This is a genomic window from Bradyrhizobium manausense, from assembly GCF_018130615.1.
GTDB lineage: Bacteria > Pseudomonadota > Alphaproteobacteria > Rhizobiales > Xanthobacteraceae > Bradyrhizobium > Bradyrhizobium manausense_A.
Genome location: NZ_JAFCKB010000015.1, coordinates 60,833 through 86,908 on the forward strand (window position 1 = coordinate 60,833; position 26,076 = coordinate 86,908).

21 protein-coding genes are annotated in these 26,076 nt (G+C 64.1%); 6 read left to right on the forward strand and 15 right to left on the reverse strand.

Annotated features, from left to right (window positions below):
• Nucleotides 1–31: 31 nt before the first annotated feature.
• On the forward strand, nt 32–874 hold the full coding sequence (locus JQ587_RS25055; protein WP_128950190.1) for an AAA family ATPase: 843 nt from the start codon (nt 32–34) through the stop codon (nt 872–874).
• A 407-nt stretch (nt 875–1,281) separates the two neighbouring features.
• Here JQ587_RS25055 and JQ587_RS25060 read toward each other — a convergent pair whose 3' ends face one another.
• The 5 genes from JQ587_RS25060 to JQ587_RS25080 all read right to left on the reverse strand — a co-directional run bounded on the left by JQ587_RS25060 (nt 1,282) and on the right by JQ587_RS25080 (nt 6,266).
• Nucleotides 1,282–2,928, reverse strand: a complete 1,647-nt coding sequence (locus JQ587_RS25060) for a GMC family oxidoreductase (RefSeq protein ID WP_212427050.1) — start codon at nt 2,926–2,928, stop codon at nt 1,282–1,284.
• Between the two features lie 16 nt (nt 2,929–2,944).
• Nucleotides 2,945–3,538, reverse strand: coding sequence for a GNAT family N-acetyltransferase (locus tag JQ587_RS25065; protein WP_212298999.1), 594 nt, complete (start codon nt 3,536–3,538; stop codon nt 2,945–2,947).
• 158 nt (nt 3,539–3,696) lie between these two features.
• Entirely contained in the window at nt 3,697–4,635 is a 939-nt protein-coding gene (locus tag JQ587_RS25070; protein ID WP_212427051.1) for an SMP-30/gluconolactonase/LRE family protein, read from the reverse strand.
• Nucleotides 4,636–4,879: 244 nt separating this feature from the next.
• Entirely contained in the window at nt 4,880–5,725 is an 846-nt protein-coding gene (locus tag JQ587_RS25075; RefSeq protein WP_212427052.1) for an AraC family transcriptional regulator, read from the reverse strand.
• A 193-nt stretch (nt 5,726–5,918) separates the two neighbouring features.
• Entirely contained in the window at nt 5,919–6,266 is a 348-nt protein-coding gene (locus JQ587_RS25080; RefSeq protein ID WP_249154510.1) for a coiled-coil domain-containing protein, read from the reverse strand.
• A gap of 183 nt (nt 6,267–6,449) precedes the next feature.
• Between JQ587_RS25080 and JQ587_RS25085 the strand changes: the two genes are divergently transcribed.
• Nucleotides 6,450–6,674: a hypothetical protein gene (locus tag JQ587_RS25085; protein ID WP_212427053.1), complete on the forward strand. Its 225-nt coding sequence runs from the start codon at nt 6,450–6,452 to the stop codon at nt 6,672–6,674.
• A 280-nt stretch (nt 6,675–6,954) separates the two neighbouring features.
• Here JQ587_RS25085 and JQ587_RS25090 read toward each other — a convergent pair whose 3' ends face one another.
• Nucleotides 6,955–7,611 (reverse strand): glutathione S-transferase family protein, encoded by a 657-nt coding sequence (locus JQ587_RS25090; protein ID WP_212299004.1) that lies wholly within the window; start codon nt 7,609–7,611, stop codon nt 6,955–6,957.
• A 122-nt stretch (nt 7,612–7,733) separates the two neighbouring features.
• Here JQ587_RS25090 and JQ587_RS25095 point away from each other — a divergent pair, with 122 nt between their 5' ends.
• A complete protein-coding gene (locus JQ587_RS25095) occupies nt 7,734–8,957 on the forward strand; it encodes a polyhydroxyalkanoate depolymerase (RefSeq protein WP_212427054.1) in 1,224 nt (407 codons plus the stop codon).
• Between the two features lie 3 nt (nt 8,958–8,960).
• On the opposite strand, the gene JQ587_RS25100 is transcribed toward JQ587_RS25095, so the two are convergent.
• The 8 genes from JQ587_RS25100 to JQ587_RS25135 form a co-directional block, all read right to left on the reverse strand.
• Entirely contained in the window at nt 8,961–12,335 is a 3,375-nt protein-coding gene (locus JQ587_RS25100; protein ID WP_212427055.1) for an adenylate/guanylate cyclase domain-containing protein, read from the reverse strand.
• 284 nt (nt 12,336–12,619) lie between these two features.
• Nucleotides 12,620–13,135 (reverse strand): hypothetical protein, encoded by a 516-nt coding sequence (locus tag JQ587_RS25105; RefSeq protein WP_212427056.1) that lies wholly within the window; start codon nt 13,133–13,135, stop codon nt 12,620–12,622.
• Between the two features lie 332 nt (nt 13,136–13,467).
• Entirely contained in the window at nt 13,468–15,336 is a 1,869-nt protein-coding gene (locus JQ587_RS25110) for an ABC transporter ATP-binding protein (RefSeq protein ID WP_212427057.1), read from the reverse strand.
• A 183-nt stretch (nt 15,337–15,519) separates the two neighbouring features.
• The gene (locus JQ587_RS25115; protein ID WP_212427058.1) at nt 15,520–16,446 is read right to left on the reverse strand and encodes a 2-hydroxyacid dehydrogenase; all 927 of its coding nucleotides are present in this window, start codon (nt 16,444–16,446) and stop codon (nt 15,520–15,522) included.
• An 8-nt stretch (nt 16,447–16,454) separates the two neighbouring features.
• Nucleotides 16,455–17,783, reverse strand: a complete 1,329-nt coding sequence (locus tag JQ587_RS25120; RefSeq protein ID WP_212427059.1) for an NAD(P)/FAD-dependent oxidoreductase — start codon at nt 17,781–17,783, stop codon at nt 16,455–16,457.
• A gap of 34 nt (nt 17,784–17,817) precedes the next feature.
• Nucleotides 17,818–18,693, reverse strand: a complete 876-nt coding sequence (locus tag JQ587_RS25125) for an ABC transporter permease (RefSeq protein WP_212427060.1) — start codon at nt 18,691–18,693, stop codon at nt 17,818–17,820.
• Between the two features lie 3 nt (nt 18,694–18,696).
• The gene (locus JQ587_RS25130) at nt 18,697–19,647 is read right to left on the reverse strand and encodes an ABC transporter permease (RefSeq protein WP_212427061.1); all 951 of its coding nucleotides are present in this window, start codon (nt 19,645–19,647) and stop codon (nt 18,697–18,699) included.
• A gap of 27 nt (nt 19,648–19,674) precedes the next feature.
• Nucleotides 19,675–21,366 carry a peptide ABC transporter substrate-binding protein gene (locus JQ587_RS25135; RefSeq protein WP_212427062.1) on the reverse strand — a complete coding sequence of 564 codons (1,692 nt, stop codon included), beginning with the start codon at nt 21,364–21,366 and terminating at the stop codon, nt 19,675–19,677.
• 218 nt (nt 21,367–21,584) lie between these two features.
• Here JQ587_RS25135 and JQ587_RS25140 point away from each other — a divergent pair, with 218 nt between their 5' ends.
• A complete protein-coding gene (locus tag JQ587_RS25140) occupies nt 21,585–22,217 on the forward strand; it encodes a helix-turn-helix domain-containing protein (protein ID WP_212299014.1) in 633 nt (210 codons plus the stop codon).
• A 150-nt stretch (nt 22,218–22,367) separates the two neighbouring features.
• Nucleotides 22,368–24,224 (forward strand): ATP-binding protein, encoded by a 1,857-nt coding sequence (locus JQ587_RS25145; protein WP_212427063.1) that lies wholly within the window; start codon nt 22,368–22,370, stop codon nt 24,222–24,224.
• 110 nt (nt 24,225–24,334) lie between these two features.
• On the opposite strand, the gene JQ587_RS25150 is transcribed toward JQ587_RS25145, so the two are convergent.
• Nucleotides 24,335–25,360, reverse strand: a complete 1,026-nt coding sequence (locus JQ587_RS25150) for an AraC family transcriptional regulator (RefSeq protein WP_212427064.1) — start codon at nt 25,358–25,360, stop codon at nt 24,335–24,337.
• Between the two features lie 183 nt (nt 25,361–25,543).
• Here JQ587_RS25150 and JQ587_RS25155 point away from each other — a divergent pair, with 183 nt between their 5' ends.
• Nucleotides 25,544–25,993: a cupin domain-containing protein gene (locus JQ587_RS25155; RefSeq protein WP_212427065.1), complete on the forward strand. Its 450-nt coding sequence runs from the start codon at nt 25,544–25,546 to the stop codon at nt 25,991–25,993.
• Nucleotides 25,994–26,076: the final 83 nt, after the last annotated feature.

A 26,076-nucleotide genomic window follows, 5' to 3' on the forward strand; every position in this document is an offset into this window, starting at 1 on the left:
TTGCTGGGACGACGACCAACAAGGACGCGCAATGAAATTTACCGGCACCAAGGACTATGTTGCGACCGAAGATCTCAAGGTCGCTGTCAATGCCTCGATCGTGCTGGAGCGCCCGCTGCTCATCAAGGGGGAGCCCGGCACCGGCAAGACGGTGCTGGCGGAGGAAGTGGCGAAGGCGCTGAACGCGCCGCTTTTGACCTGGCACATCAAGTCCACCACCAAGGCGCAGCAGGGCCTCTACGAATACGACGCAGTGTCGCGCTTGCGCGACAGCCAGCTCGGCGATGCGCGCGTGTCGGACATCAAGAACTACATCAAGCGCGGCAAGCTGTGGGAGGCCTTCACGGCCGAGCAGCGCCCGGTGCTGCTCATCGACGAGATCGACAAGGCCGACATCGAATTCCCCAACGATCTCCTGCTCGAGCTCGACCGCATGGAATTCCATGTCTACGAGACCGGCGAGACGATCAAGGCGAAGCAGCGCCCGATCATGATGATCACCTCCAACAACGAGAAGGAGCTGCCTGACGCCTTCCTGCGCCGCTGCTTCTTCCACTACATCAAGTTTCCCGACGCCGATACCATGGGCCGCATCGTCGACGTCCACTTCCCCGGCATCAAGAAGCGCCTCGTCGAAGAAGCGCTGCGCATCTTCTTCGAGGTGCGCGAGGTGCCTGGCCTGAAGAAGAAGCCGTCGACGTCGGAGCTGCTCGACTGGCTCAAGCTGCTGCTCAACGAGGACATGAGCGTCGAGCAACTGCGCGAGCGCGACCCGCGCAAGCTGATCCCGCCGCTGCACGGTGCGCTGCTGAAGAACGAGCAGGACGTGCACCTGTTCGAGCGGCTGGCGTTTCTGAGCCGACGGGAAGTTTGAGAGGCATTACTCGTCCCGTCATCCTGAGGTGCGATTGGCGCGATGCACAGCATCGCGCCGGGAGCCTCGAAGGATGAACGGCCGAGATGCAGCCGGGCCGTCGCCCTTCGAGGGCCGCTGAAGAAGCGGCCACCTCAGGCTGACGGTGAGAGGTTTGAGAACGCCGCTCTCTCCATTCGTCATTGCGAGCGCAGCGAAACAATCCACAATCCATCCCCGGTAAGGCTCTGGATTGTTTCGCTGCGCTCGCAATGACGGAACAAGCGGCATCGCCGTCATCTTCCCACTCGCATCCGAAACTGCAGCTATAGGGTAGGTTAGCGTCAGCGTAACCCACCTTTTGTGTTTCCGCGGCGGAAGAAGTGGTGGGTTACGCTTCGCTACCCCCTCCTACGCAGCCGCGCTTCTCATGCCACCGCCGCATCCGGAATGCGCGCGGCTTCCATTGGCGCCTTGCCACGGATGAGGTCGGACGCGCGGTCCGCGATCATCATGGTCGACGCATTCAAATTCGCCGAGATCATCCGCGGCATGACCGAGGCGTCGATGACGCGGAGGCCTTCGAGGCCGTGGACGCGGAGCTGGTCGTCGACCACGGCCCACGTGCTATCCGCCGGGCCCATGCGGCAGGTGCAGCCGGGATGGAAGGTGGTGGTACCGCGTTCCGTGGCGGCGGCGAGGAATTCGTCGTCGGTGTTGATGTTGGGGCCCGGGAAATCCTCGTAGGCATAATAGGGCGACAGCGGCGCGGACCTCAGCAGGTTGCGCGCGAGCTTCATGCCACCGACGATGACGCGGCGGTCGAGCTCGGCATCGAGATAATTGGTCTGGATGATCGGTGGCGCAAAGGGATCATTGGAGCGGATGCGGACATAGCCGCGGCTTTCCGGGCGCTGCTGCCAGGATGCGACCGTCATGCCGGGCTCGTCCTCGAGCTGGCCCTGCACGCCCTCCTTGTAGGATGCGGGCGTGAAGGTGAGCTGCAGGTCAGACGAGTCGGCGCTCTCGCCGGAATGCCAGAAGCAATAGACCATGGTCGGCGACAGCGAGAGCAGGCCGCGGCGCGCGGTCGCCCATTTCAGCGCCTCGATCCACAGCGAGAAGCCGCGGCGAAGCTCGTTGATGGTCTTGATGTCCTTGACGCGCGCCACTGTTCGCGGCGCGTAATGATCTTGCAGACCCTCGCCGACCGGCAGCGCGTGGCGCACGGCGATGCCGTGAGCGCCGAGCAGTTCGGGCGAGCCGACGCCGGAGAGCTGGAGCAGCTGCGGCGAATTGTAGGTACCGCCGGAGAGGATCACTTCCTTGTTGGCGCGCACTTCGATCGGCGTGCCGCCACGGCCGCCTTTGCTATAGCGCACGCCGACGGCGCGCTTGCCCTCGAAGATGATCTCGGTCGCGTGCGCATGCGTGTGCACATGCACGTTGGGCCGCTTCATCGCCGGCTTGAGGAACGCGGTCGAACCGGAGACGCGCAGGCCCTTGTCGATGGTGCGCTGGCAGTAGGAGACGCCTTCCTGCTTGGCGCCGTTGTAATCGGGATTACGGGGGATGCCGAGCGAGACCGCGCCTTCCATGAAGGCTTCGCAGAGCGGATCGCGCCACTCCATCGTGGTAACGGTGAGCTTGCCGTCGCGCCCGCGAAAAGTGTTGTCACCCTCGCCGACCCGCTTCTCCAGCCGCTTGAAATAGGGCAGCACGTCGGCATAGCCCCAGCCGCGATTGCCCATCTGCGCCCAGGTGTCGAAATCCATGCGCTGGCCGCGGTTGTAGATGTGGCCGTTGATCGAAGACGAGCCGCCGAGCGTCTTGCCGCGCGGCGCGTAGATGCTGCGGCCGCCGGTGTAGGGCCCGACCTCCTGCTGGTAGGCCCAGTTAATGCTCTTCATGTGGAAGGTCTTGATGAAACCCGCCGGCAGATGGATGTAGGGGTGCCAATCGTTCGGACCTGCCTCCAGCACGCAGACGCTCGTGTTGGGATCTTCGCTGAGCCGGCTGGTGAGGACGCAACCGGCGGAGCCCGCGCCGATGATCACATAGTCAAATCTATCCATGGTGCCCCGGCCGCCTCTAGCGCGGCTTGTCGTTGAGTTGATATTCGAGATGCGACTTCACCGTCGGCCATTCTGCCGCGGTGATGCTGTACACGACCGTGTCGCGCAGCGTGCCGTTCGGCGCGACCTGATGGCTGCGCAAAATGCCGTCCTGCTTGGCGCCGAGGCGCTCGATGGCGCGGCGGCTCTGGTGGTTGAAGAAATGCGTGCGGAATTCCACCGCAATGCAGTTCAGCGTCTCGAAGGCGTGCCGAAGCAGGAGTAGCTTGCACTGCGTGTTGAGCGGGCCGCGCTGCGCGCTCTTGCCATACCAGGTCGAGCCGATCTCGACGCGGCGGTTGGTGGCATCGATATTCATGTAGGTCGTCATGCCGACGATGTTGCCGCCTGCGTCGAACACGGTGAACGGCAGCATCGAGCCCGCGGCTTGCAGCCCCAGGCGACGGTCGATCTCCTTGCCCATGTTCTCCGGCAGCGGGATCGCGGTGTACCAGAGCTTTGAGAGCTCGCCGTCCTTCACGGCTTCCGTCAGCCCCCCAAGATGCTCTTTGGACAGCGGTTCGAGACGGGCGTGCTGTCCGCGCAGGGTGATGGGATCAGGCCAGGGCATTGTTTACTCCATTATGATTTCCGTCGTTCCGGGGCGCGACCACGTCGCGAGCCCGGAATCCATAACCACCGTTCGGGGTTATGGATTCCGGCCTGCGCGCTAGCGCACGCATCCCGGAATGACGACGGAATGTATTGGCACGCCTCGTCCAGATACATTCACTTGTTCAGAAAATTCAACGGCAAACCGCCACGCGGCCAGTCCATGGCGACGAGCTCGCCCTTGCCTGACAGCGTGATGTAGGCGGTCTTCAGCTCGGGGCCGCCGAAGGCGATGTTGGTGGTGACGCGGTCGCCGGTCGGGACCTGCTCGACCAGGGTCCCGTCGGGCGCAATCACCGAGATGCAGCCGGAAACAAGCGTGGCGACGCAGATATTCCCGCTCGCCTCCACGGCGAGCGAGTCGAACATCTGGTAGCCGCCGAGGCCGCAGATCGGCTTGCCCCGCTCGCCGCGATAGATCGCGTCGCGCGGCTTTAGCGTGCCGGGTGCGGAGAGCTCGTAGGCCCAGAGCCGGCCCGTCGGCGTCTCCGCGATGTAGACAGTGTTCTCGTCCGGCGAGAGCCCGATGCCGTTGGCCGGCAGCACGCCGTGCACGACCTCGACGATCTCCGTCATGCCGGGCTTGAGATAGTACATGCCGCCGACATCCATCTCGCGCGCTCGGCGCTTGCCGAGATCGGAGAACCACAGACCGCCGTGCTTGTCGAAGACCAGATCGTTCGGGCCGCGCAGATCGTGCTCCCCGCATTTGGTCACGACGGTCTCGATCTTGCCGGATTGCAGGTCGACGCGCTGGATCGAGCCACCGAGATAATCCTCGGGCTGCGGACCCGGCATGATCATGTTGCGGGTCGGGATCCAGGAGAAGCCGCCATTGTTGCAGATGTAGATCTTGCCGTCGGGGCCAAGCGCCGCGCCATTCGGGCCGCCGGGCACTTTCGCGACGATCTCCTTACGGCCATCGGGATAAACGCGGGTCAGGCGCTGTCCGCGGATTTCCACCAGCACCACCGAACCGTCCGGCATCACGACCGGCCCTTCAGGAAATTCGAGGTCGGTGGCGAGAACGCGGACGTTGGGTGTGGCAGTGGACATTTGGGGCCCTCCCGGCTTGCTTGTTATGGCTTGCGCGGGATGTCCGGCACGGGCCCCGCTGGCAAGTTTTGCCAGCGGTTATGACAAAGTCGATCTCCCTTGCCAAGCAAGCGGGATGGTATGCCTGCGTTGCAGCGCAAAGTGCGATGAGGGTCATCGCGCCTTGCATTGTCGATTGAGCATGATCTTTTCGGAAAACCGCTTCGCACTTTGCGCGAACGCGGCCCTTCGGGTCCGGATCATGCTACTCCCTGACCGGTATCCAAATCTCGAAGCCGCCGTTGCCGGCCACGGGATCGAACTTCTCGTCATAGTGCTCGAAGTTCGGCGCGTCCGCGGCCTTGAGGCCCGACGCCGGCAGCCATTGATTCCAGATCGCGTTGACGGTGCGACGGACCGAGGCGACGTGGTCGGTGTGGGTGAACACCGCGTAGCGCTGCTCGGGGATGCGGATGCGGCCGAAGCGGCGCGGCAAGTCAGAGAAGTCCGCGACCTCGACGCCGGCGATGTAGTCGAAATTGCCGGCATCATCGCCGTTGCAGCAAACGCCATAGGCGACTTGATCTTTCCCTTGGCCGACGCGCGCCGGAATATCGGCGACCTCCTGGTGGAAGCGCTGCCACAGTCCCGGAATGGCCGCGCCGTTGTCGCAGGCGATGCGCTCGGCAAGACCGGCGATGAGAAAGGCCTTGGCTGTTTCGAAACGCGGAGCTTTGAGGTTGTCTGATATGGTGGAGTCCATGAGGATCGGCTCCTGAAGCTTGAGGTGACCGGTACAAGTCGCGGCCCGGACCGCTTCGGGCGTGGTGCCAAAGTGATCGCGGAACGCGCGGGTGAATGCTTCGTGCGAGCCATAATCCGCCTCCAGCGCCAGCGACAGAATGTCCGGCGCGCCCTGGGCAAGGCTGCGCGCGGCTTCACTCAGCCGCCGTGCGCGCACGTAACGCATCACCGGATAACCGGTGGCTGCGGCAAACGCCCGCACCATGTGGAACCGCGACACGCCGGCGATCGCAGCGATCTCGTCGAGCGTCATCGGCTCGGCCAGATGGCTTTCGATGTACCAGAGCGCGCGCTGGGCTGGGTTCATGGGTTACGGCCTTCGTTCGAAGCGTGGCCATGGTGCGCCGTCACCGCGCGTCTCGCTTGATCGGGATTGCTGTCGGGCCGCAGCGCTGGAATCGTAGGACGGACAATGGCGCGTTTGCGCCGTGCCCGCGATTTCTCGTTCGTCGTGGAATGGCGGGCACGTCGCTTGCGCTCCTTTGCCCACCCAACAGCACCTATTTCGTATCCTTCGGCGGCGGCGCGTCCTGCTTCTTCTTCAGATCGTCGGCCTGTTTTGCCTGCGCGGCCTGGAGATCGCCGACGGTCTTCTGGAGGCCTACGAGTGTCACCTTCAGCACATCGATCTGTCGGTTGGCGGCATCCAGCTTCTGCTGATGATCGAGATTGAGCTTGGTGATGGTCTTCTGGAGGAAATCGACATTGCTCTGCAGACAGCTGGTGCGCCGCTCCATGGTCTTCTCAACCGTGCAGATCTCGATGCCGGGGACGTCCTGCGCCGAAGCCGGTGTGTGCGCGACGAACGGTAACACGACGAAACAAACCACAACGATCCGGCGCGGCATTCGGGTTCCTCATCAAATTGATCACGGCAATGTGCGCCGATTGCGCGCAGCCGACAAAGGCTACCACACTCGCACCGCATTCTCGCGTTGAGCTTGGCGTGTTCCCTCGGACAGGGAGCAGTAAACCGCACGTGGAAGAAGTGGGCGTTCTTGCCGCGGCTTTGATTAGGGGAGATTTTTGGAATGGCAACGCGCGACAGACGTCTGGCCGAATTCGATGGCGCTGGCGAACCGCCACCCGGCCTGGCGGTCGAGGTCTTATGCGAAGATCATAGCGGAACGTATCAATTGCCGTTCGCCTGCCGCTATGTTGAGGGACGCTGGCAGAACCATGAGGCCGGCATCGCGGTGGAAGCCACCGTCATCGGCTGGCGCGTGCCGCGCGTGAAGCATTCCGGCGCGGCCTGACAGCGCTTCTGTCTCAAAATGCAACGGCGGCCGCGCTCCGCCTTAACGAACGGAACGCGGCCTGAACGAATCACGGCCGAATCAGCCGCTTGGCGTCGTACGCGGCTGTTCACGGCTAGATGTGGCCAGGGCACCGCCGGCACGCACAAGATATACGCAACGCGACTGCGGCCGAACACCGGTGACCGACGCCAAAGGTTAATGATAGCAAGGGCATAGAGGCCGGCGAGGACGTCGGCCATCGCCGCTCCGGAAACAGGCAGGGCCATGATCCGTCTGCCTAATATTCGACCTCGAGTTCCTCGATTTCGGCCGGCTCTTCCCTCGCCGCCGCGATCCACTCCTTCATCTCGTCCATCGCCATGATGGTGTCGGCATAGGCCTTCAGCCGCGGCTCGAGCTTGACGTCATAGGTGACGAAGCGCGTCACCACGGGGGCGTACATCGCGTCGGCCATGGTGCGCGTCTCGCCGAACAGGAACGGGCCACCCGATTTCGCCAAGCAGTCGCGCCAGATGAACCAGACGCGGTCGATGTCGGCCTGGGCGCGCGACCAGATCTTGAAGCCGGGGAAGTGCCCCTTCAGGTTGACCGGCAGCGAGGCGCGCAGCGTGGTGAAGCCGGAATGGATCTCGCCTGAGATCGAGCGGCAATGCGCGCGCTGGACCCGATCGGCCGGCAAAAGGCCAGCGTCCGGCATCACCTCGTTGAGATATTCAGCAATGGCGAGCGTGTCCCAGACCGTAGCGCCGTCATGCCGCAAGCAGGGCACCAGGATCGAGGACGACAGCAGCAGGATTTCGGCGCGCGCGGAGGCGTCGTCCGGCGCCGTGACGATCTCTTCGAAATCGAGCCCGGAAAATTTCGTCAGCAGCCAGCCACGCAGCGACCAGGACGAGTAGTTCTTGCTGCTGATGGTCAGTGTCGCCTTCGCCATAGGGCTCTTCCCTCACGTTTCCGTCCACACGAGCAGCAAGCGACGTGCCAATTGTGAGGGCGGCCCAGCTCCCGTCTGGCTCCGATATTGCATAGCCGCGGGGGATGGATGGGCGCTTCAGTATGATGTCGATGTATTATCAGGCCTTTCAGAACCAGATGGACCTGACGGCGCCGTGGCGGGCGGGAGCCTCGTCCGCGCTCAAATTCCTCAATCTGGTGCCGCAGGGGATGTCGGACCAGGTCGTCGGCCGGCTCTCGGCGGCGCTGGAGCTGATCTCGCGCTCCACCCTCACCTATGACCGCCCGGCCTATGGCATCGACAGCGTGATGGTGGGCAATCGCGAGGTCGGCGTCACCGAGGAGATCGCCTACGCGACGCCGTTCGGTTCGCTGCTGCATTTCAGGAAGCATGGCGTGACCGAGCAGCCACGCATGCTGCTGGTGGCGCCGATGTCCGGGCATTTCGCCACGCTGCTGCGCGGCACCGTGAAAACGCTGCTGCAGGACCACGACGTCTACATCACCGACTGGCATAACCCGCGCGACATTCCGCGCAGCAAAGGCCGCTTCGGGCTCGACGACTACACCGAGCACCTGATCGACTTCCTCGGCCAGCTCGGCCCGCGCCCGCACATGGTCGCGATCTGCCAGCCCTCGGTTTCGGCGCTCGCAGCCGCCGCGATCATGTGCGAGGGCAACCATCCCTCGCGGCCCGCGACGCTGACGCTGATGGCGGGGCCGATCGACACGCGCATCCAGCCGACCAAGGTCAATGACTTCGCCAAGAGCAAGCCGATCGAATGGTTCGAACGGAACCTGATCAACTATGTGCCGGTGCAGTGCCGCGGCGCGCTCCGGAAAGTTTATCCCGGCTTCGTGCAGCTCACCGCCTTCGTCTCGATGAACCTCGAGCGCCACATCAAGCAGCACATGGATCTCGCCAACCACATCGCCAAGGGCGAGAAGGAGAAGGCGGCGAGCATCAAGACCTTCTACGACGAATATTTCGCGGTGATGGACCTGCCGGCCGAGTTTTACATCGAGACCGTGCGCGACGTGTTTCAGGAGCATCTCCTGCCGCAGGGCAAGCTGATGCATCGCGGCCGCCCCGTGGACACCAAGGCCGTCAGCCGGATGGGCCTGATGACGGTCGAGGGCGAGAAGGACGACATCTGCTCGATCGGCCAGACGCTCGCCGCCCAAGACCTCTGCACCGGCGTACGCGCCTATCGCCGCGTGCATCACATGCAGGCCGGCGTCGGCCATTACGGCGTATTCTCCGGCAAGCGCTGGAACAACGAGATCTATCCGCTGCTGCGGGACTTCGTGCACGTCAATTCGTAACCGTCATTCCCTGCCGTCAAGACGACCTGCCAGGGAAACGGCGCACGCCTCATGCTCTTGCGCGAGCAGCTCTTTCGCTTCCACCAATTCAGGAAGGTTGCGCTCCGCCTCGAATTCAGCGAGCACCGGCGCGAGCACCTCGGATACCGCACCTGCTCGGCCATTTGTCTTGTGCAGGCGGGCAAGTCCAAGCGCGCTGCGCAGCTCGAAGGTCTTCGTCTGCTGGCGTCGCGCGATTTCCAGCGCTCGCTTGAGAGCGACTTCGGCACTGGATTCGTCCGAACAATCATGACGCCATAGCAGCTTTCCGCGGACACGATGCAGCTCGGCATCAAGCCAATGCTGGCCGGACTGTCCGGTCCGGACGATGAGTTCGTTCAGGATGTCGAGCCCTGTTTCGACATGGCCCATCTCCGCATTCGCTACGGCGACGTGCAGCCCCCAGAACGGTTCGCAGAGGTAGCAATCGTTCTCGTGCAGCAAGGTCCAGCCGTGACACATGTCCGCCAGTCCGGCGATTCGGTCGCCGGCACGCCACTTGGCCAGTCCATTCAGGTAGGTGCCCGCGGCCACATACAGCGGCATCGTATGATCGCGCGCGAGACCGAGCGCCAGGATCGTCTCTGTTTGCTGCAACATGCCCCCGCATACGCCGTCGAACACAGCGCGGTGAACCAGCGCATTGGCCTGGGAAAGCGCCCGCTTTTCTCCCGACGCACTCACCGCTTCGGCGGCGAGCTTGCGCGCGCGCGCAGTGAGACCGAGCGGCCAGAGCACGAGGGCAAGGAATCTCATGATCACGAACGGCAGATCCAGCGCCGAAGCCCTGAATGTCGTGGGATCCGGTTCGGCACCATAGATGGCCAGCGCCTGCTCAAGATGCGTTCGCGCATTCACGTATGCGCCCCCGAACCAGCAGGTGACGCCGTCCGTCCAATGGGCAACCACGGCCGCCACCGGCGAGTCCGGTCGCCGGTCGGCAGCGCTCCTGATGGTATCCACCAGCTCCCGCATTGGCGCGAATTCGCCGTGTGTCAGGCAGGCATTGAAGAGACCCGAATGAACCGGCGCAAGTTCAACGGGATCATCGATATCGGCTGCGAGCTGGCGCGCACGCGTCCATGCCGCAATCGTTTCCGGAGCACTGTGCCCGAGGCTGCCCCTGAGCGCGCGGCCATATGAGATTTGAAGATGCAGCCTGCTCATCATCCTGCGGGGCGCGTCAGGCAGTTCGTCACCGATCGCAACCGCCTTGCCGAGATGCGCGACCGCTTCGGCATAGGCAGAGCGCTTCAGCGCCTGCTGGCCCGCCTTGCGCCACCAATCGAGCGCGACCTCGCTCAACCCAGCTTCAGTGAAGTGACGCGCCAGAACTTCCGGCTCGATCTCGGCCACGACTGGAAACTTCTCGCGCAGGACCTCACCGATTCTCGTGTGAAGCAGCTGCCGTTTGCTCTTGAGCAGACTCTCGTAGGCCGCTTCCTGAACGAGGGCGTGCTTGAAACTATAGCTTGCCTCGGGCGGAGCCCCGCGGCGAAGCAGCAGCTCGGCCTCTTCAAGTTGCTCAAGCGCAGCACTCAGCGTCAGATCATCGCGTCCCGCCACGTCCTTCAGCAACGCGTATGAGAAGTCGCGGCCGATGGCGGCGCCGATCTGCGCCACCTCCTTGACTGGAGCGAGCCGGTCGAGCCGCGCCATCAGCGAATCTTGTAGCGTCGCGGGAATAGCGAGCGGCGGGAGCGGACTGTTCAGCCGATAGCGCCCGGCGTCTTCGACAAGCAGGCCGGATTCCAGCACCATCTTGGTCAGTTCCTCGACGAATAGCGGGACGCCATCCGTCCTGTCGATGATCTGCTTCATCATCTCGCGTGGCAGCTGGCGGCCGACAACCACCTGTTCCACCAGCGCGCGAGTGTCCTGCCGATCGAGCCGGTCGAGCCGCAACAGGCTGACGTTGGCAAGGCCCGACCAGGAAGGCTCGAACTCCGGCCGGGACGTCATGAGCACGAGGATCGGCAGTGCCCTGATCCGATCGACCGCGAGATCAAACAGCTCGAGGGTCGTGGCATCGGCCCAATGCAAATCCTCGCAAATGATCAGGAGAGGCTGGCCTCGCGCCAACCCCTCAAGCTGATCGAGAAGGGCGGCGAATGTCTGTCGCCGCTGCTGCGCCGGACTCAAGCCAAGGGGCGGGCAACGGTCGCCGGTTGGAATCGAAAGCAGAGCCGCAATGAGCGGCGTCGCCCGGGCGACCTGCTGGGTTCCAAGCGCCAGCATTGCCTCGAGCTTGTCGAGCCTTTGTTCTGGCGTGTCGTGCGAGCGAATTCCGGCCGCGCGCTCGAGCTGCGCGACAAAGGGATGAAGCGCGCTGTTTGTATGATAAGGCGAACACTGATATCGCACCCGACGGTGCGTCCCCAACGAAGGACTTTCGGACAGCGTTGCAGCGATGCGCGACTTGCCGATGCCGGCCTCGCCGGAGATCAATACGATCTGGCCATGGCCCTGCCATGCCTCCCGCTGGCGCGAGAGAATGAATTCGATCTCATCCTTGCGGCCGACAAAGCCAATCGAGTGTGCGGCACGGACCGCCTCGAAGCGGCTCTCGGATGCGGTCGCTCCCTCCACCGCCCACACTGCGATGGGTTCGCCGATCCCCTTCACTTCGCGGCGGCCGAGATTGCGAAAAGTGAAGAGATCCCCCAGCAGGCGGCGAGTCGATGACGCAACGACGACCACGCCGGGTTCCGCGAGACTCTGAAGCCGGGCTGCGAGATTTGGCGTATCGCCGATGGTCGCGTGCTCCTCCGACGCGTCTCCACTGATGAGGTCGCCCACCACCACGAGCCCGGTCGCAACTGCAATCCGCAGCTCCACCCGCTCGCCGGCACCCGTTTCGAGCTGGCGAATAGCGGAGATGATGTCGAGGCCCGCGCGCACCGCGCGCTCCGCATCATCCTCGTGAGCGCGCGGATAGCCGAAATAGACGAGTATTCCGTCACCGACAAATCTGGCTATGCTGCCGTCATATGCGGCAATGACCCGCGCGCATGCGGCGCGGTAGATCCGGATCACTTCCCACATATCCTCGGGATCGAGGCGCGCCGAGAGCACGGTCGAGCCGACCAGATCGCAAAACATGACGGTGAGGTGGCGCCGCTCGGCGTCGTGAGGACGGGCCGGCGATGCGATCAATGCGGCCGGATCGAGGTCGGCAATGGCTCTGAGCATTTTGCGGCGATGACCTAGCAGGACTCCGAGCTTGTCGAAGTCCTCGTCCATCAGCTCGGGGAGGACGCCAACGTCGATCCCATTCTGGACAAAACGCTCCGCGTATTGCCCAAGCCCCAGCTTCTCGAGCCACTCCGCAATCTGCATGGCTCACCCATCTTATGGCTGGCGGTTAGCAGAGTCTTGGACCGCGGCCGCGCCGGGACAATATCCCAACGTCACCATGATGGCACGTCTTGTTTGTTAGGTTACTCGTTACCGATGACGCTTCGGTCGGGACACGACCCGATGCGAACGGCTGTGCTACCAAACATCGCTGGCACGCAGCGTTGGACGGCAGAGGTTGCGATGAGTCGTCACGACTCAATCCATATCTGAAGCCGACCGACACTGCGCTTTGTGCTCGCATACATTGCCAAGGGAACGTTTCCTCATTGCTCGTTAATCGGCGCTTCGTGACTGCGAGCGATCGTACCCGCCGCGACCTGAAGCGAAGAACCAACCGCCCAGCAGCCGGCAACAAAGCCTATCAGGGCGTTGGACAGATTTTGATCAAGGACAAGAATGCTGACGGACAGGGTTGCAGCAATCGCCGCGCCGAACGTTCCGGCCGCACTCATGATTTCAGCCGGCTCGGAACCATTCCATTCTTCCGAAATGCTCGATTTCGGGCGCCGTGCGAGATTGCCGGACAAGTCAATTCCGACATAATAGCTGAGAGCTCCGTAGAACATCGTTGCCGGCACGATCCAGCCGCTTTCAAACAGTCCGCCTTTCTGACGCAACAGGGTCGCACCCACATAGAGGCCGCAAGAGGCTCCAACGGCTGCCAGCCCAATTCTTTCAAGGACATGGGCCGATTTGATCAGACTGGAACGGGCGATCCCAAGACCGCTGACGTACCTTGTGAGGGAAAATGCGCTCGAAATTGCACTGCTGATCTTCATTGGGGGCTCCTTCTGAGTCATTGGCAGCCTGCTGGCCGACCCCGAATAGAGGCTGCCGGGACGCGGTTCTCGATGCCCTTGATTTTTTGATTTCAGAAAGATCTGAGCTGAGTGATGGGGCTGACTTGCTCGGGAAGGCGAGAGCCTATCCAGGGCTGCGAGCATGCCGCTGCGCAGGTTCTGCAACTCACCCGTGTCTGTCAGCTGGCTCCGGGTGCGGCAATTTCTTACGCGAGTGGTAGTTCAAAACGCGAGGAATGGACTATGAAGCGGTTCACAGATCGCTGTTCTCTGTCGCTCCATCCGGTCACAAGGACGTGTGAAGCTCGCAGTCAGTCCGACCACTCCTCGCCCCAGACCTGCACGACGTGGCCGGGCGAGACTTCGCGATATTGCCGGACGGGCGGCTGGTAGTCCGGCGCGCGCACCGGGCTCCTGATCTCGTCGTTGGCAATGCCGCGCCTGGCGCCGCGACGTGCGGGGTCGGGCACCGGCACTGCCGCCATCAGCTTCTTCGTGTAGGGATGCTGCGGGTTACCGAAGACGGACGCGCGCGGGCCGATCTCGACGATCTCGCCGAGATACATCACCGCGACGCGGTGGCTCATGCGTTCGACCACCGCGATGTCGTGGGAGATGAAGAGATAGGCAAGACCCATGCTGGCCTGAAGATCGAGCATCAGATTGACGACCTGCGCCTTGACCGAGACGTCGAGCGCGGAGACCGCCTCATCCGCGACGATCAGTTTTGGCCCGAGCGCGAGCGCGCGCGCAATGCAGATGCGCTGACGCTGGCCGCCAGAGAACTCGTGCGGAAAGCGCGCAGCCATATCGGCTGTGAGGCCGACGCGCACGAGCAGATCGGCGACCTTGTCACGCGCCTGCGACGCCGTGGCGAGCCCGTTGGCGAGCAAGGGCGCGGCAATCGCCGTTCCCACCGACATGCGCGGATTGAGACTTGCGAACGGATCCTGAAACACGATCTGCATGTGCTTGCGAAAGTCGCGCAAGGTGCGGCCATTCATGGCCAGCACGTCCTGGCCGTCGATCAGGACGGTGCCGGCGTCGGGCTCGGTCAGCTTGAGGATCGACCGGCCCGTCGTCGACTTGCCGCAGCCGGATTCGCCGACCAGCGCCAGCGTCTCGCCGGCGCGCAAGGTGAAGGAGATGTTCTCGACCGCATGCACGCGGCCCGAGACTTTCCCGAACAGGCCCGAGCGGATCGGAAAGCGCGTGGTGAGGCCCGCCACTTCGAGCAGCGGACGCTCGGCAGTCGAGACCGTGTCGGGCGTCTCGGTCGGCTCGTCCGAGCTGCCCGTCACCTTGTCGACGATGGGAAACCGCATCGGCCGCGTGCGTCCGTCCATCGAACCGAGGCGCGGCACGGCGGCGAGCAGCGCGCGCGTGTAGGGATGCGCGGGCGCGGCGAAGATGCGCGACGTGGCGTCGGTCTCCACCGTCTGCCCGCCATACATCACCACCGTGCGGTCGGCGATCTCGGCAACGACGCCCATGTCGTGGGTGATGAAGAGGATCGACATCCCCTCCTCCTGCTGAAGCTCCTTCAAGAGCTCCAGGATCTGGGCCTGGATGGTGACGTCGAGTGCGGTGGTCGGCTCGTCCGCGATCAGCAGCTTCGGCTTGCAGGCGAGCGCCATCGCGATCATCACGCGCTGGCGCATGCCGCCGGAGAAACGATGCGGATGCTCGTGGAAGCGTGATTTCGCCGCGGGGATGCGGACGCGACCGAGCAGGCGGATCGTCTCCGCCTCCGCCGCCGCGTGCGACAGGCCGCGATGTTGGATCAGCGCCTCTGCGATCTGGAAGCCGATGGTGAGCACCGGATTGAGGCTCGTCATCGGCTCCTGGAAGATCATGGCGACGTCGTTGCCGCGGATATCCTTCATGCCCGCTTCGGGCAGCGTCAAAAGATCGCGGCCGGCAAGCGTGACGCGGCCCTCGATGCGGCCGCTCTCCTTCGGAATCAGCCGCATGATCGAAAGCGCGGTGACGCTCTTGCCCGAACCGGACTCGCCGACGATCGCCACGGTTTCGCGCGGTGCGATATCGAAGGAGACATTGCGGACAACAGGGATCCATTGCCCCTCGCGCAGGAAGGACGTGGTGAGGCCGGCAACCGACAGCACCGGCGCCTGCGCTTCGGCCGCGATTGGGTCAGGTCTGGTTGCGCCGATGCTCATGCGAAGCCGCCGATGGCTGCCGCGAGGAAGATGCGTCCCCTCCCCCGCCTGCGCGGAAGGGTTGGGGAGAGCATGTCTCGGCAACGAAGGTTCCCCCAGGGGAAAGAACCCTCATCTCTCCCGCAAGCGGGAGAGGTGCACCGAGTTCGTTGTTGCGCCGGTGTTCCCATCACCATCCGCCCCTCAATAACCACGGCTGCGGTCGACCAGTCCCGGCAGCTGCTCGCCACGGCGGTGACGCGAGATGACATCGAGCACGAAATCGACGGCCGTATCCGGCGTGGTCATGCTGGCATTGTGCGGCGTCAGCAGGATGCGCGGGTGGCTCCAGAACGGATGCCCCGCCGGCAGCGGCTCGGGATCGGTGACGTCGAGCACCGCACCCGACAGTGCGCCGCTGTCGAGCGCGGCAAGAAAGTCGACCTCGATGAGATGCGGGCCGCGTCCGACATTGACGAGCCCCGCCCCGCGCGGCAGCCGCGCGAACAGATCGGCGTTGAGGATGCCGCGCGTCTCGACCGTCAGGGGCAGCAGACAGACGAGAATGTCGGCCTGCGCGAGGAAATCTGGCAAGGTGTCCGCACCGGCGTAACAGGTCACGCCTTCTATCTCGCGCGGTGAGCGGTTCCACCCCGACAACGGAAAGCCGAATGCCCTCAGGCTTTCGAGCACGGCCTGACCGAGCTGGCCGAGCCCCATCACGCCAACGCGCCGGCGCCTGGCCGGCGTGAACCGGATCTCGCGCCAGACCTGCTCCTTCTGCTGATTGATGAAGTGCAGGAGATCGCGATGCAGGCCGAGCACGGCCATGGTGACGTATTCGACCATGGTCTCGGCAATGCCGGGCTCCAGCATGCGGACCAGCGGAATATGTGCCGGAACTTTGGTGGTATCGAACTGATCGACGCCGGCGCCGACCGAGAAGACCAGCTCGAGATTTGGAAACGTTGTCGCGATGTCATCCGGCGGCACCCAGGCCACGAGATAGCGCACCGCGGCGGGATCACCGATGTCGGGCCAAAGCCGGAACGGCATATCGGGCGCGCGCTCGGCGAAGAAGGTCGCCCATTCCGCGCCGCGCACCATGTTGGCCTTGTAGAGAACCGTCATGCGGCCTCTCAGAACGGGCTGACCGGCGCGAGACGCCGGCCGTCGATCATGCGCTTGTGGCTGTAGGCGGCGGGATCGACCAGCGGCGTCGCGCCGGTAACGATGTCGGCGGCGAGCTTGCCGGCGGCGGGGCCGATGCCAAAACCGTGACCGGAAAAGCCGGTCGCGAGGAAGAAGCCGGGCAACGCGTCGACCGTCGAGATCACGGGAATCGTATCCGCCGTGCAATCGATCGTGCCGCCCCAGGCCTCCGCGATCTCGATGTCCTTCAGCTCCGGGTTCGCCTTGATCAAGGAGGCGAGCGCCGCATTGACCAGCGACATGTCCGGCTCGGGGTCGCGTACGCGCTCGGTCTCGAACGGCGACGGCTTGTCAAAGCTCCAGCTGGTGCCGCGCATGATCTGGTCGAAGAACGACTTGCCGAACGAGAGCTTCAGACCGTTCTTGCGATGCTGATAGGTCGGCCAGAAGGTGCGCGCATAACGAAACAGATCGGGCGACAGCTCCACCGTGCCGCGATTGCGCAGCGCCAGCGTAAAGCCGCCATCGAGGCGGCGGCGGATGCAGTAGAGGTCGGTGCCGAGCGCGCCGGATGTGATCTCCGGTGCCGGCGTGGTTCGGCATGCGGTCGCATTGACGAGCCCGATCGGCAGTTCGATGCCGTGACGGCGGCAGAACAGCGACGACCACGCGCCGCCCGACAGCAGCACGGCCTGTGTGCGAATGGTGCCCTTCTCGGTGACGACGGCGCTTACCTTTCCGCGCTGGGTCTCCAGTCCGCGTGCGGCGCAGCCCTGATGAATGGTGACGCCGTGCTTTCGTGCGGCCGTCGCGAGCGCGGGCACGGCCATCGACGGCTCGGCACGGCCATCGCTCGGCGTGTGCAGGCCACCGACCCATTTGTCGGTATTCCCCGGCATGCGCTCGGCGACCTCGGCCGGCGTCAGCACGGTCGAATGGACCTGCATCTCGCGCGCGACCGCCGCCCAGCGCTCCCAGCTCGCGAGCTCGTCCTTGTTCTTGGTCAGAAACAGCACGCCGGTGCGGCGGAATCCGGCATCGACCCCGGCGTCGTTCTGCATGTCCTCCCACAGCCGCAGCGCTTCGCGCGCGAGCGGAATCTCCTCGCGGGCGCGGCCTTGCTGTCGGCACCAGCCCCAATTGCGGCTCGACTGCTCGCCGCCGACATGGCCCTTCTCGACCAGCGCGACGGAGAGACCTTTCTTCGCCAGATGATAGGCCGCGGAGACGCCGATAACGCCGCCGCCGATGACGACGACATCCGCCTGCGCCGGCAGGCGTTCGTCGCTGTTTATACGGTTGAGCGGCGGGGACATGATGCACTCCTGGAGATCAGTTCGAGTCTTTTCGTCATGAGATGTTCATTCGCGGATCGAGGGCGTCGCGCAGGCCGTCGCCGAGGAAGTTGAAGCTGGTCACCGCAAGCGTGATAGCAACGCCCGGCACGATCGCGAGCCACGGCGCGCTGGTGAGATAGATCTGCGCGTTGTTGAGCATGTTGCCCCAGCTCGCGGCCGGCGGCTGGATGCCGTTGCCGAGATAGCTGATATAGGACTCCAGCAGGATCGCATTCGCAACGTTCAGCGTCGCCGACACCACGATCGGCGCGATCGCGTTGGGCACGAGCTCGCGAAACATGATCCGCAGATTAGACGAACCGAAGGCGAGCGCTGCCACCGCGAATTCGCGCTCGCGCAGCGAACGCACCTGGGCTTCGACGACACGGGCCACGCCCATCCAGGCGGTGGCCGCGATCAACACCGTGGTGGTCACGAGACCCGGCTCGGTGAGCGCTGCAAGCGCAAGCAGGAGGAAGATGCTCGGAAAACACAGCACGGCGTCGACCAGGCGCATCAAGACCGCACCGACCACACCACCATAGAAGCCGGCGAAAGCGCCGACCACGACGCCGACCGCCATCGCGATCCCCATCGCGACGATGCCGATCGAGAGCGACACCCGCCCCCCCATCATCAGCCGTGCCAGCACGTCGCGGCCGAGTTCGTCGGTGCCGAGAATATGCGCGCCCGAGAGCGGCGGCGCGAACCGCTTCATGATGTCGATATAGGTGTCGTCGAACGGCAGCAGATAAGGACCGAGCGCCGAGCCGAGAAGAAGAATGATAATGATTACCGCGCCGGCAAGCGCGAGCCGATGCCGGCAGAACCGTCGCCACGCGGTTTGGCCGGGTTCGGATTGAGCGGTGGAGAGAGCCACAGTCGCCATCGCCTAGCCCACCCGGATGCGCGGGTCGACGACGGCGTAGAGGATGTCGGCAATCAGCGAGCCGATCAGCACCATGATCGCCGAGAACATCAGGATGCCCATCACCACGGGATAGTCGCGATAGCCGATCGAATCCAGGAACAGGCGCCCCATGCCGGGCCAGGTGAACACGGTCTCGGCCACCAGCGCGCCACCGAGCAGCGTCGGAAACTGCAGGCCCGCCACCGTGATCATCGGCAGCAGCGCGTTGCGCAGCGCGTGGACCGTGAGGATACGCCATTCCGGCAGGCCCTTGGCGCGCGCTGTGCGGATGTAGTCCTGGTTGATGACCTCGAGCATGGAGGAGCGCATGAAGCGGCCCCACATCGCGGTTTCGACCAGCGCCAGCACCATGGCGGGCGCGATCAGATGATGCAGCAGGTCGAGAAAGGAGCCGTCGCCGACGGTTTCGCGGTTGCCGGCCGGCAGCCAGCCGAGCGTCACCGAGAATACATAGATAGTGATGAGGCCGAACCAGAAGGTCGGGATCGACAGCGCGATCATGGCGCCGACGGTGGCGAGCGAATCGAACAGCGAGTATCGCCGGAGTGCGCCCAAGATGCCGATCCAGCAGCCGAGCAGCACGGCGACGATGGTCGCGGTCGTCATCAGTTCCAGCGTCGCGCCGAGATGCGAGGAGATCACCGACAGGACCGCTTCCCCGTCGCGATAGGACCTGCCCCAATCGCCTTTCAACATGCGGCCGAACCAGTCGAGATACTGGATCGGCAACGGGCGATCGAGCCCTAGTTGTTTGGTGACGCGGTCGAGATCCTCCTGCGTCATCTGTGCGGACGCCGCGAACTGCGACAGCGGCCCGCCGGGCGCCAGATGCAGGATGGCGAAGCCAATTGCGGAGACGATCACCAGCAGCATGACCGCCTGCGCGAGGCGATTGAGGACGTAACGGGCCATCTCAGGCGATCCCGCGAACGGAGCGCATCAAGCCCAGTACCACTCGCGGACGTTCCAGCAATTGCTGGAGGTGTTGATGTTGGGACTGAAGCCCTGCAACCCCTCCTTCACGCCCTCGGCGATGAAGGCCTGGAACAGCGGCAGGATCGCAAGATCGTTGCGGATCAGCTTTTGTAGATCGCCATAGGTGGTCCTGCGCTGCGCGAGATCGAATTGCTTGGCGCCTTCTGCAAGCAGCCGATCGGCCTCCGCGCTCTGGTACTGATAGGTGTTGTAACCGCGACCGCCCTTGGCAGGAATTGCACCGGAGCCGAACCGCGGCGTCACGTCGGGATCGCTGCCCAGCATGAAGTTCACGCCCACGATCACCGAATTGAACTTCGACTGCTGCCAGTAATCGCCCCAGATCACGGCGGCCGGCATGTTGTTGACGCGCATCGCCGCGCCGATCGCGCGCCAGTCCTGGATCAGCAGTTGCTGGGTCTGCTCGCGCACCGCATTGCCCGACGTGGTCGAATTGGTGAACTCGAGCTTGACGCCGCCCTTCTCGCGCACGCCGCCGGAGCCCCGCACCCAGCCGGCCGCATCGAGCAGTGCATTGGCCTTGGCCGGATCGTATTTGTGTTGCGGGAGGCCCTGCTGGAACGACCACGCCTGTTGCGGTACGAAGCTTTCGGTTTGTAACGGCAGGCCGTAGTTCAGCGCATCGATGATCGCCTGCTTGTTGATGGCGAGATAGAGCGCCTCGCGCACCGCGCGGTCGGCGAAGGGGCCGAACTCCAGATTGGGCGCGATATGCTCCACCGACGACGTCGACGAGACGAAGATCTTGCGCCCCTTCAGCGCCTTCGCCTCCTGCACGAAGTTCGGCAGGATGCCCTGCGTTCCGGTGTAGTCGACCTGACCGGTGCGGAACTGGGTGTAGAGAACGGTGAGATCGGGAATGTATTTGAAGACCAGGCGTTCGAGGTAAGGGCCCTTGCCGTGATAGCCGGCATAGGCATTGAACTGAATGTGGTCGCCGGGCACGCGCTCGCCCCAGCGGAACGGCCCGGTGCCGACGGGCGCATTGTGGAACGGCGAGGCGTTGGGGTCGGACACTTTCTCCAGAATGTGCTTCGGCACGATGAAGGTGAGCGACAGGATCGACATATAGGGCGAATAGGGCGCTTCCATTCGCCAGTGGATCTCGTCGGGCGCGACGATCGTGATGTCCTTGACCAGGCTGTGGCCGACGCGGCTGCGCACACGGAAATCGGGATTGTTGATCAGGTCCAGCGAGAACTTGACGTCCTCGGCGGTGAAGGCCGTGCCGTCGTGCCACTTCACGTCGCTGCGCAGCTTGATCTTCCAGGTCAGGCCGTCGGCCGACAGGCCGCCATTCTCGATCGTAGGCACTTCACGGGCGAGATCGGGCACGAACTTGCCCTCGGGATCGATGAACCAGAGCGGCGAGAACACCTGCCACCAGACGCCCTGATCGACCTCGATGCCGGGCATCAGCGGATGAAAAACGGTCGGCTCCTGCGACAGCGCCGCGATCACCTGCCCGCGCGGCTTGTTCGGCGGATTGCTCGGGCGCTCGGTCTGCGCAAGGGCGCTACCTGAGAGCGTCCATCCCGCCGCGGCCCCTGCGCCGAGCTGAAAGAATTGCCGGCGATTTGGAATGCCGAGATGATGCAGTCCGCCAACGCCGAACTTGCCGGTGCTGTCTGTCATGACCCGTCTCCGTTCCCGCACACGGCACCGTCCCCCGCATCCCCGAACCCCGGCAAAGGGACAGGAGTGGGCTTTAGTGCTTCTAAATTTTTCAGCCAAAATTTCATCATGACTAAATACAGCTGTCAATCGCATTGCTAGTATGCGTGACCTTTTCACTCCGACTGACGCTGCGGACCGATGCGGTCCGCGGCCGAAATGATGCATGGGAGAGCGACATGGATGGTCGCGGCGACACTGAAAGTCCGAAAGACGTCCCGGCGATCGAGACCGACGATGCGATCGACCAGCGCCTCGGCGAGACCGTGCGGCTCCTACGCCAGCGCGCCGGCCTCTCGATCCAGGACGTCGCCAACAAGACCGGCCTCTCCAACGGCATGATCAGCCAGCTCGAACGCGCGCGCGCGATGCCGTCGGTCCGCACGCTGCGCCTGCTCAGCATCGCGCTCGAGGTACCTATCTCCTATTTCTTCGAGACCAGCGATCCCGCCGAAATGCAGCGCTACATCGTGCGCAAGAACAACCGCCGCCTGCTGCGCCTCACCGCCAGCGGCGTCGTCAAGGAAGCGCTGACGCCGGAAGGCAAGGGACAGCTCGAGCTCTACGAGCTCACCCTCAATCCCGGCGCCTCCTCGGGCACCGACTTCCTGCAGCACAACGGCGAGAAGGCCGGCTACATCCTCTCCGGCAGCCTGCGGCTGTGGCTCGACAACCAGGCTCACGTGCTGGAAGCGGGCGACAGTTTTCGCTTCCCGAGCATCGTGCCGCATATGTTCGACAACCCGACCCAGCAGGCCGCGCGCGTGATCTGGGTCACAACGCTGCGCCAGACCGATTCGCCCGCAAGTTGAGGCACGCGGCCTCCCCGCCTCGATACCGCCGGAAATTGCACTCGACGCCGCCGCGGGGAGTCTGTAGCTCACAGGGAGCCGGACTCATTTGACCGGGCGGACTTGGCGGTTGCCTTGGGGATCCGCAGCTGACGTCGGCGGTGTGAGACCATGAAACTCAGGGGGCTTCTGACACTCGCGATGACCACGCAAGTCGTCGTGACCGTCGCGGCTCTCCTCGTCTCCTATGCCGTGACCGGGCCCGGGTTCGGCATTGCCCAGATTGTTGCCCTGCTCGCAAGTGCCTCCGTTGCCGTACTGCTCGCACGGCTCTGCGCAGCCAGGATTGCGGGATTACAGGAGAAACACATCGCCGCGCAGCAGGCGCAGGCGCGTGCGGACAGTGCGCAGATGACTCAAGCGGTCATCAAGGCTGCGCTCGACGCCTTCATTCAGACCGACGACAGCGGAATTGTCCTGGCGTGGAGTTTCCAGGCCGAGGCGCTGACCGGATGGTCGCGGCCGGAAGCGATCGGCGCCGACGTCGTCGAGCTGCTCGTCGCCGAGCCGCTGCGCGCCGGCTTCCGGCAACGCATGATGCGGCTGTTGCCCGAATTGTCCGACGCGCCGATCGGCATCCGCTTCGAGGTAAGCCTCGTGCACCGGAACGGCGACGAGATCCTGACCGAGGCATCGAGCACGGCTCTGCGCGTCGGCGACCGCACCATCATCAACAATTTCGTCAAGGACGTGACGCAAAAGCGCGCCTCCGAGGAACAGTTGATCCAGTCCCAGAAGATGGAGGCGGTCGGCCAGCTCACCGGCGGCATCGCGCACGAATTCAACAACATGCTCACGGTGATCACGGGCACGATCGAGATCCTCGCTGACGCCGTGAAGGACAGCCCGCCGCTCGCCACCATCACCAAGCTGATCAGCGAGGCAGCCGATCGCGGCGCAGCGCTGACTTCGAGCCTGTTGTCCTTTGCACGCAAGCAGGCGCTGCGGCCGGCCGAGATCGACGTCAACGACCTGCTCGAGGAGCTTTCAAAGCTGCTGCTCGCGACCTTCGACAAGAAGATCGAGATCGTGCGGAAGCTCAACGGCAACATCTGGCTGGCCTTCGCCGACCGCGGGCAGCTCTCCTCGGCGCTGCTCAATCTCGCGATCAACGCCCGCGACGCGATGCCGGATGGCGGCAAGCTCACGCCGACGACGCGCAACGTGGTGTTCGGCGTGCGCGAGGCCGTCGCCGTCGGCGCCGGTTATGCCGGCGACTATGTCGAGATCGAGGTCGCAGACACCGGCACCGGCATTCCACAAGCGATCGTCGAACGCATCTTCGATCCGTTCTTCTCGACCAAGGAGGTCGGCAAGGGCACCGGTCTCGGGCTCAGCATGGTCTTCGGTTTCGTCAAGCAATCCGGCGGCGGCATCAAGGTCAGTTCCGAAGAAGGCCACGGTACGATCTTCACGATCTATCTGCCGAAGGCCGAATCCAGCGCGCTTCGTCCCGCCAGCTATGACGCGCGCAAGATCGTGGGCGGGACGGAGACTATTCTCTGCGTCGAGGACGACCGCGACGTCCGCCAATACGTCACCGTCCAGCTCAAGAGCCTCGGCTATAAGGTCGTCCCCGCCGCCAACGCGAACGAGGCCCTCGCGATTGCAGCCGACGGCACGCCGTTCGACCTGCTGTTCACCGACATCGTGATGACCGGCGGCATCAACGGGCGCGAGCTCGCCGACCAGATGGTGACCGCGCGGCCCTCGCTTCGGGTGCTGTTCACGTCGGGCTACGCCCACGATTCCCAACACGCACCGGGAGGCGCCACCAGGGGAGCGCCGCTTTTGACGAAACCCTACCGCAAGGCCGAGCTCGCGCGCATGCTGCGCCGCTCGCTAGACACCGCCGTCGACGCCGCGGGCGACGCGATCCCGACGCCCTATTCGGTGCAGGCAGACGTCGAGGGTTTTCTGCGCAGACAGGCCGCCGAAGACATCGGCTCGACGCGGTCGCAAGAGTAGCTCTCTCGTCTAGAGCCTTCCCGTTCCGATGGAATCGCAACGGGGCTCGAGATTCTTGTTTTGACGCGTTTTCTTGACGCGAACCGGTATCCACTTCGCTCGAAAACGCTCTAGCTCATCCGCCGCCGCAGCGTCGCCGACGGGGTCTCGCCGAATTTTTCGCGATAGGCGCCGGCCATGCGGCCGAGATGGGTAAAGCCGAGGTCGAAGGCGATGTCGGTGATCGAGACTTCGGGTGACGCCTGCGCGAGCCGGGCATGGAGACCTGCGAGGCGCATATCAAGCAGCATCTCCGAGATCGACAGCCCGAAATGACGGCGGAAGCCGAGCTGGAGCGCGCGGATGCCGATCCCCGCCGCGCAGGCGAGCTGCGCGAGGTCAAGCGGCTCACCGGCATTGTCGGCAAGATGGTCCCGCGCGGCGCGGAGTGCGTGCGGCAAACGCTCGGCCTGCCCCGAGAAAGTCCTGATCGCACCCGACAGGTCATGCCGCTGGCCGTTGAGGAGATGATCGAGCAGCAGCTCCCGCCAATCGGCCATCGCAACCGGTGAAGGCCGGCCGGACGGCCCGAGACGTTCGGCGAGCCTCATCAGTTCGGCAAGACTGGTCCGCAAGGCCCGCCCCGACGATGTCTCCAAGTCGATCACGGGATCGAACTCGACCGCGCCGGCCGCCCGGCCCGACAGCGCCGCAGCGCGCTGCTCGACCATGCGGCGGTCGAGCAGCAGGATCGCTTGCGCGCAGTCGTTCCACATCATCCGGGTCGGGATGGTCGGCGACAGCAGCGAGGCCGTTCGGTCCGGGGCAGCCTCGAACTCGCGTGCGCCGGCCCGAATGCGAGCCGCACCGGTGAGTGGAATTTGGACCAGGAAGAAGCGATCGAGGCAGCCGGGATCGATGCTGACCGATCCACCGTAAGCGACGTAGTTGATGGAAAAGCCGTCGAATGCCGCGCAATTGTGTCGGGCCGAGAAGCCCGCCGACCGCGCCTGCACCGGCGCCAGCTCATGCGGACAGAAGATGCGCCCGATCTGCTCGGCCGCTTCGTCGACATCATCGGTGCTGACGCGAGCAAACCCCGCAAGCCGTTCGGCTGCGGGAGCCCTTTCGTTCATTTCCAGCACGGCTGCGGACATTGTCGACCACGCTTCGCGTCACGGAATTATTTTAAGCCTATAATAGTTCCCGTGGCACGAAAAGGGCCGCCTGCGCAAATCGTCGTGCTGCACGGCAACAACCACGTCCGGATTCGTTTAGCGGATAGACAGGCCGCCGGTCACTGGCGGAAGCTCCCTCGCCGGATTCATGAGGAGGCGAGCATGACTGCACTCGAAAAGGGCATTACCGCGAACGGTACGGGCTATGGCGGCAAGAGCTGGAATATCCTTGGTCAGGTCTATTTTCCCAAGGCCATTACCGATTCCACCTTCGCGTTCGAGACCAACAGCGATCCCGGCCAGTTCGTGCCGGTGCATATCCATCCGACCCAGGACGAGTTCATCCTGGTGCAGGAAGGCACGCTCGACCTCAAGCTCGATGGCCAATGGGTCAAGGCCCGTGCCGGAGATCTCGTGCGCATGCCGCGCGGCATCCCGCATGGCTATTTCAACAAGTCCGACAAGCCGTGCCGCGCGCTGTTCTGGGTCTCGCCGATGCAGAAGCTGGAGGCGCTGTTCAACCAGCTCCACAATCTGACCGACCCGGCCGAGGTCGTGCGCATCTCGGCGCTGCACGAGGTCGACTTCCTGCCGCCCGAGGCCAACGAGTAGGCGCAGCCTCCTCGTCACTTTCATCTGCTTGCAGCTCCGCCGGCCGCGCCTTGCAGCCGAACGAGGCCGCTTGCGCGCGAAAC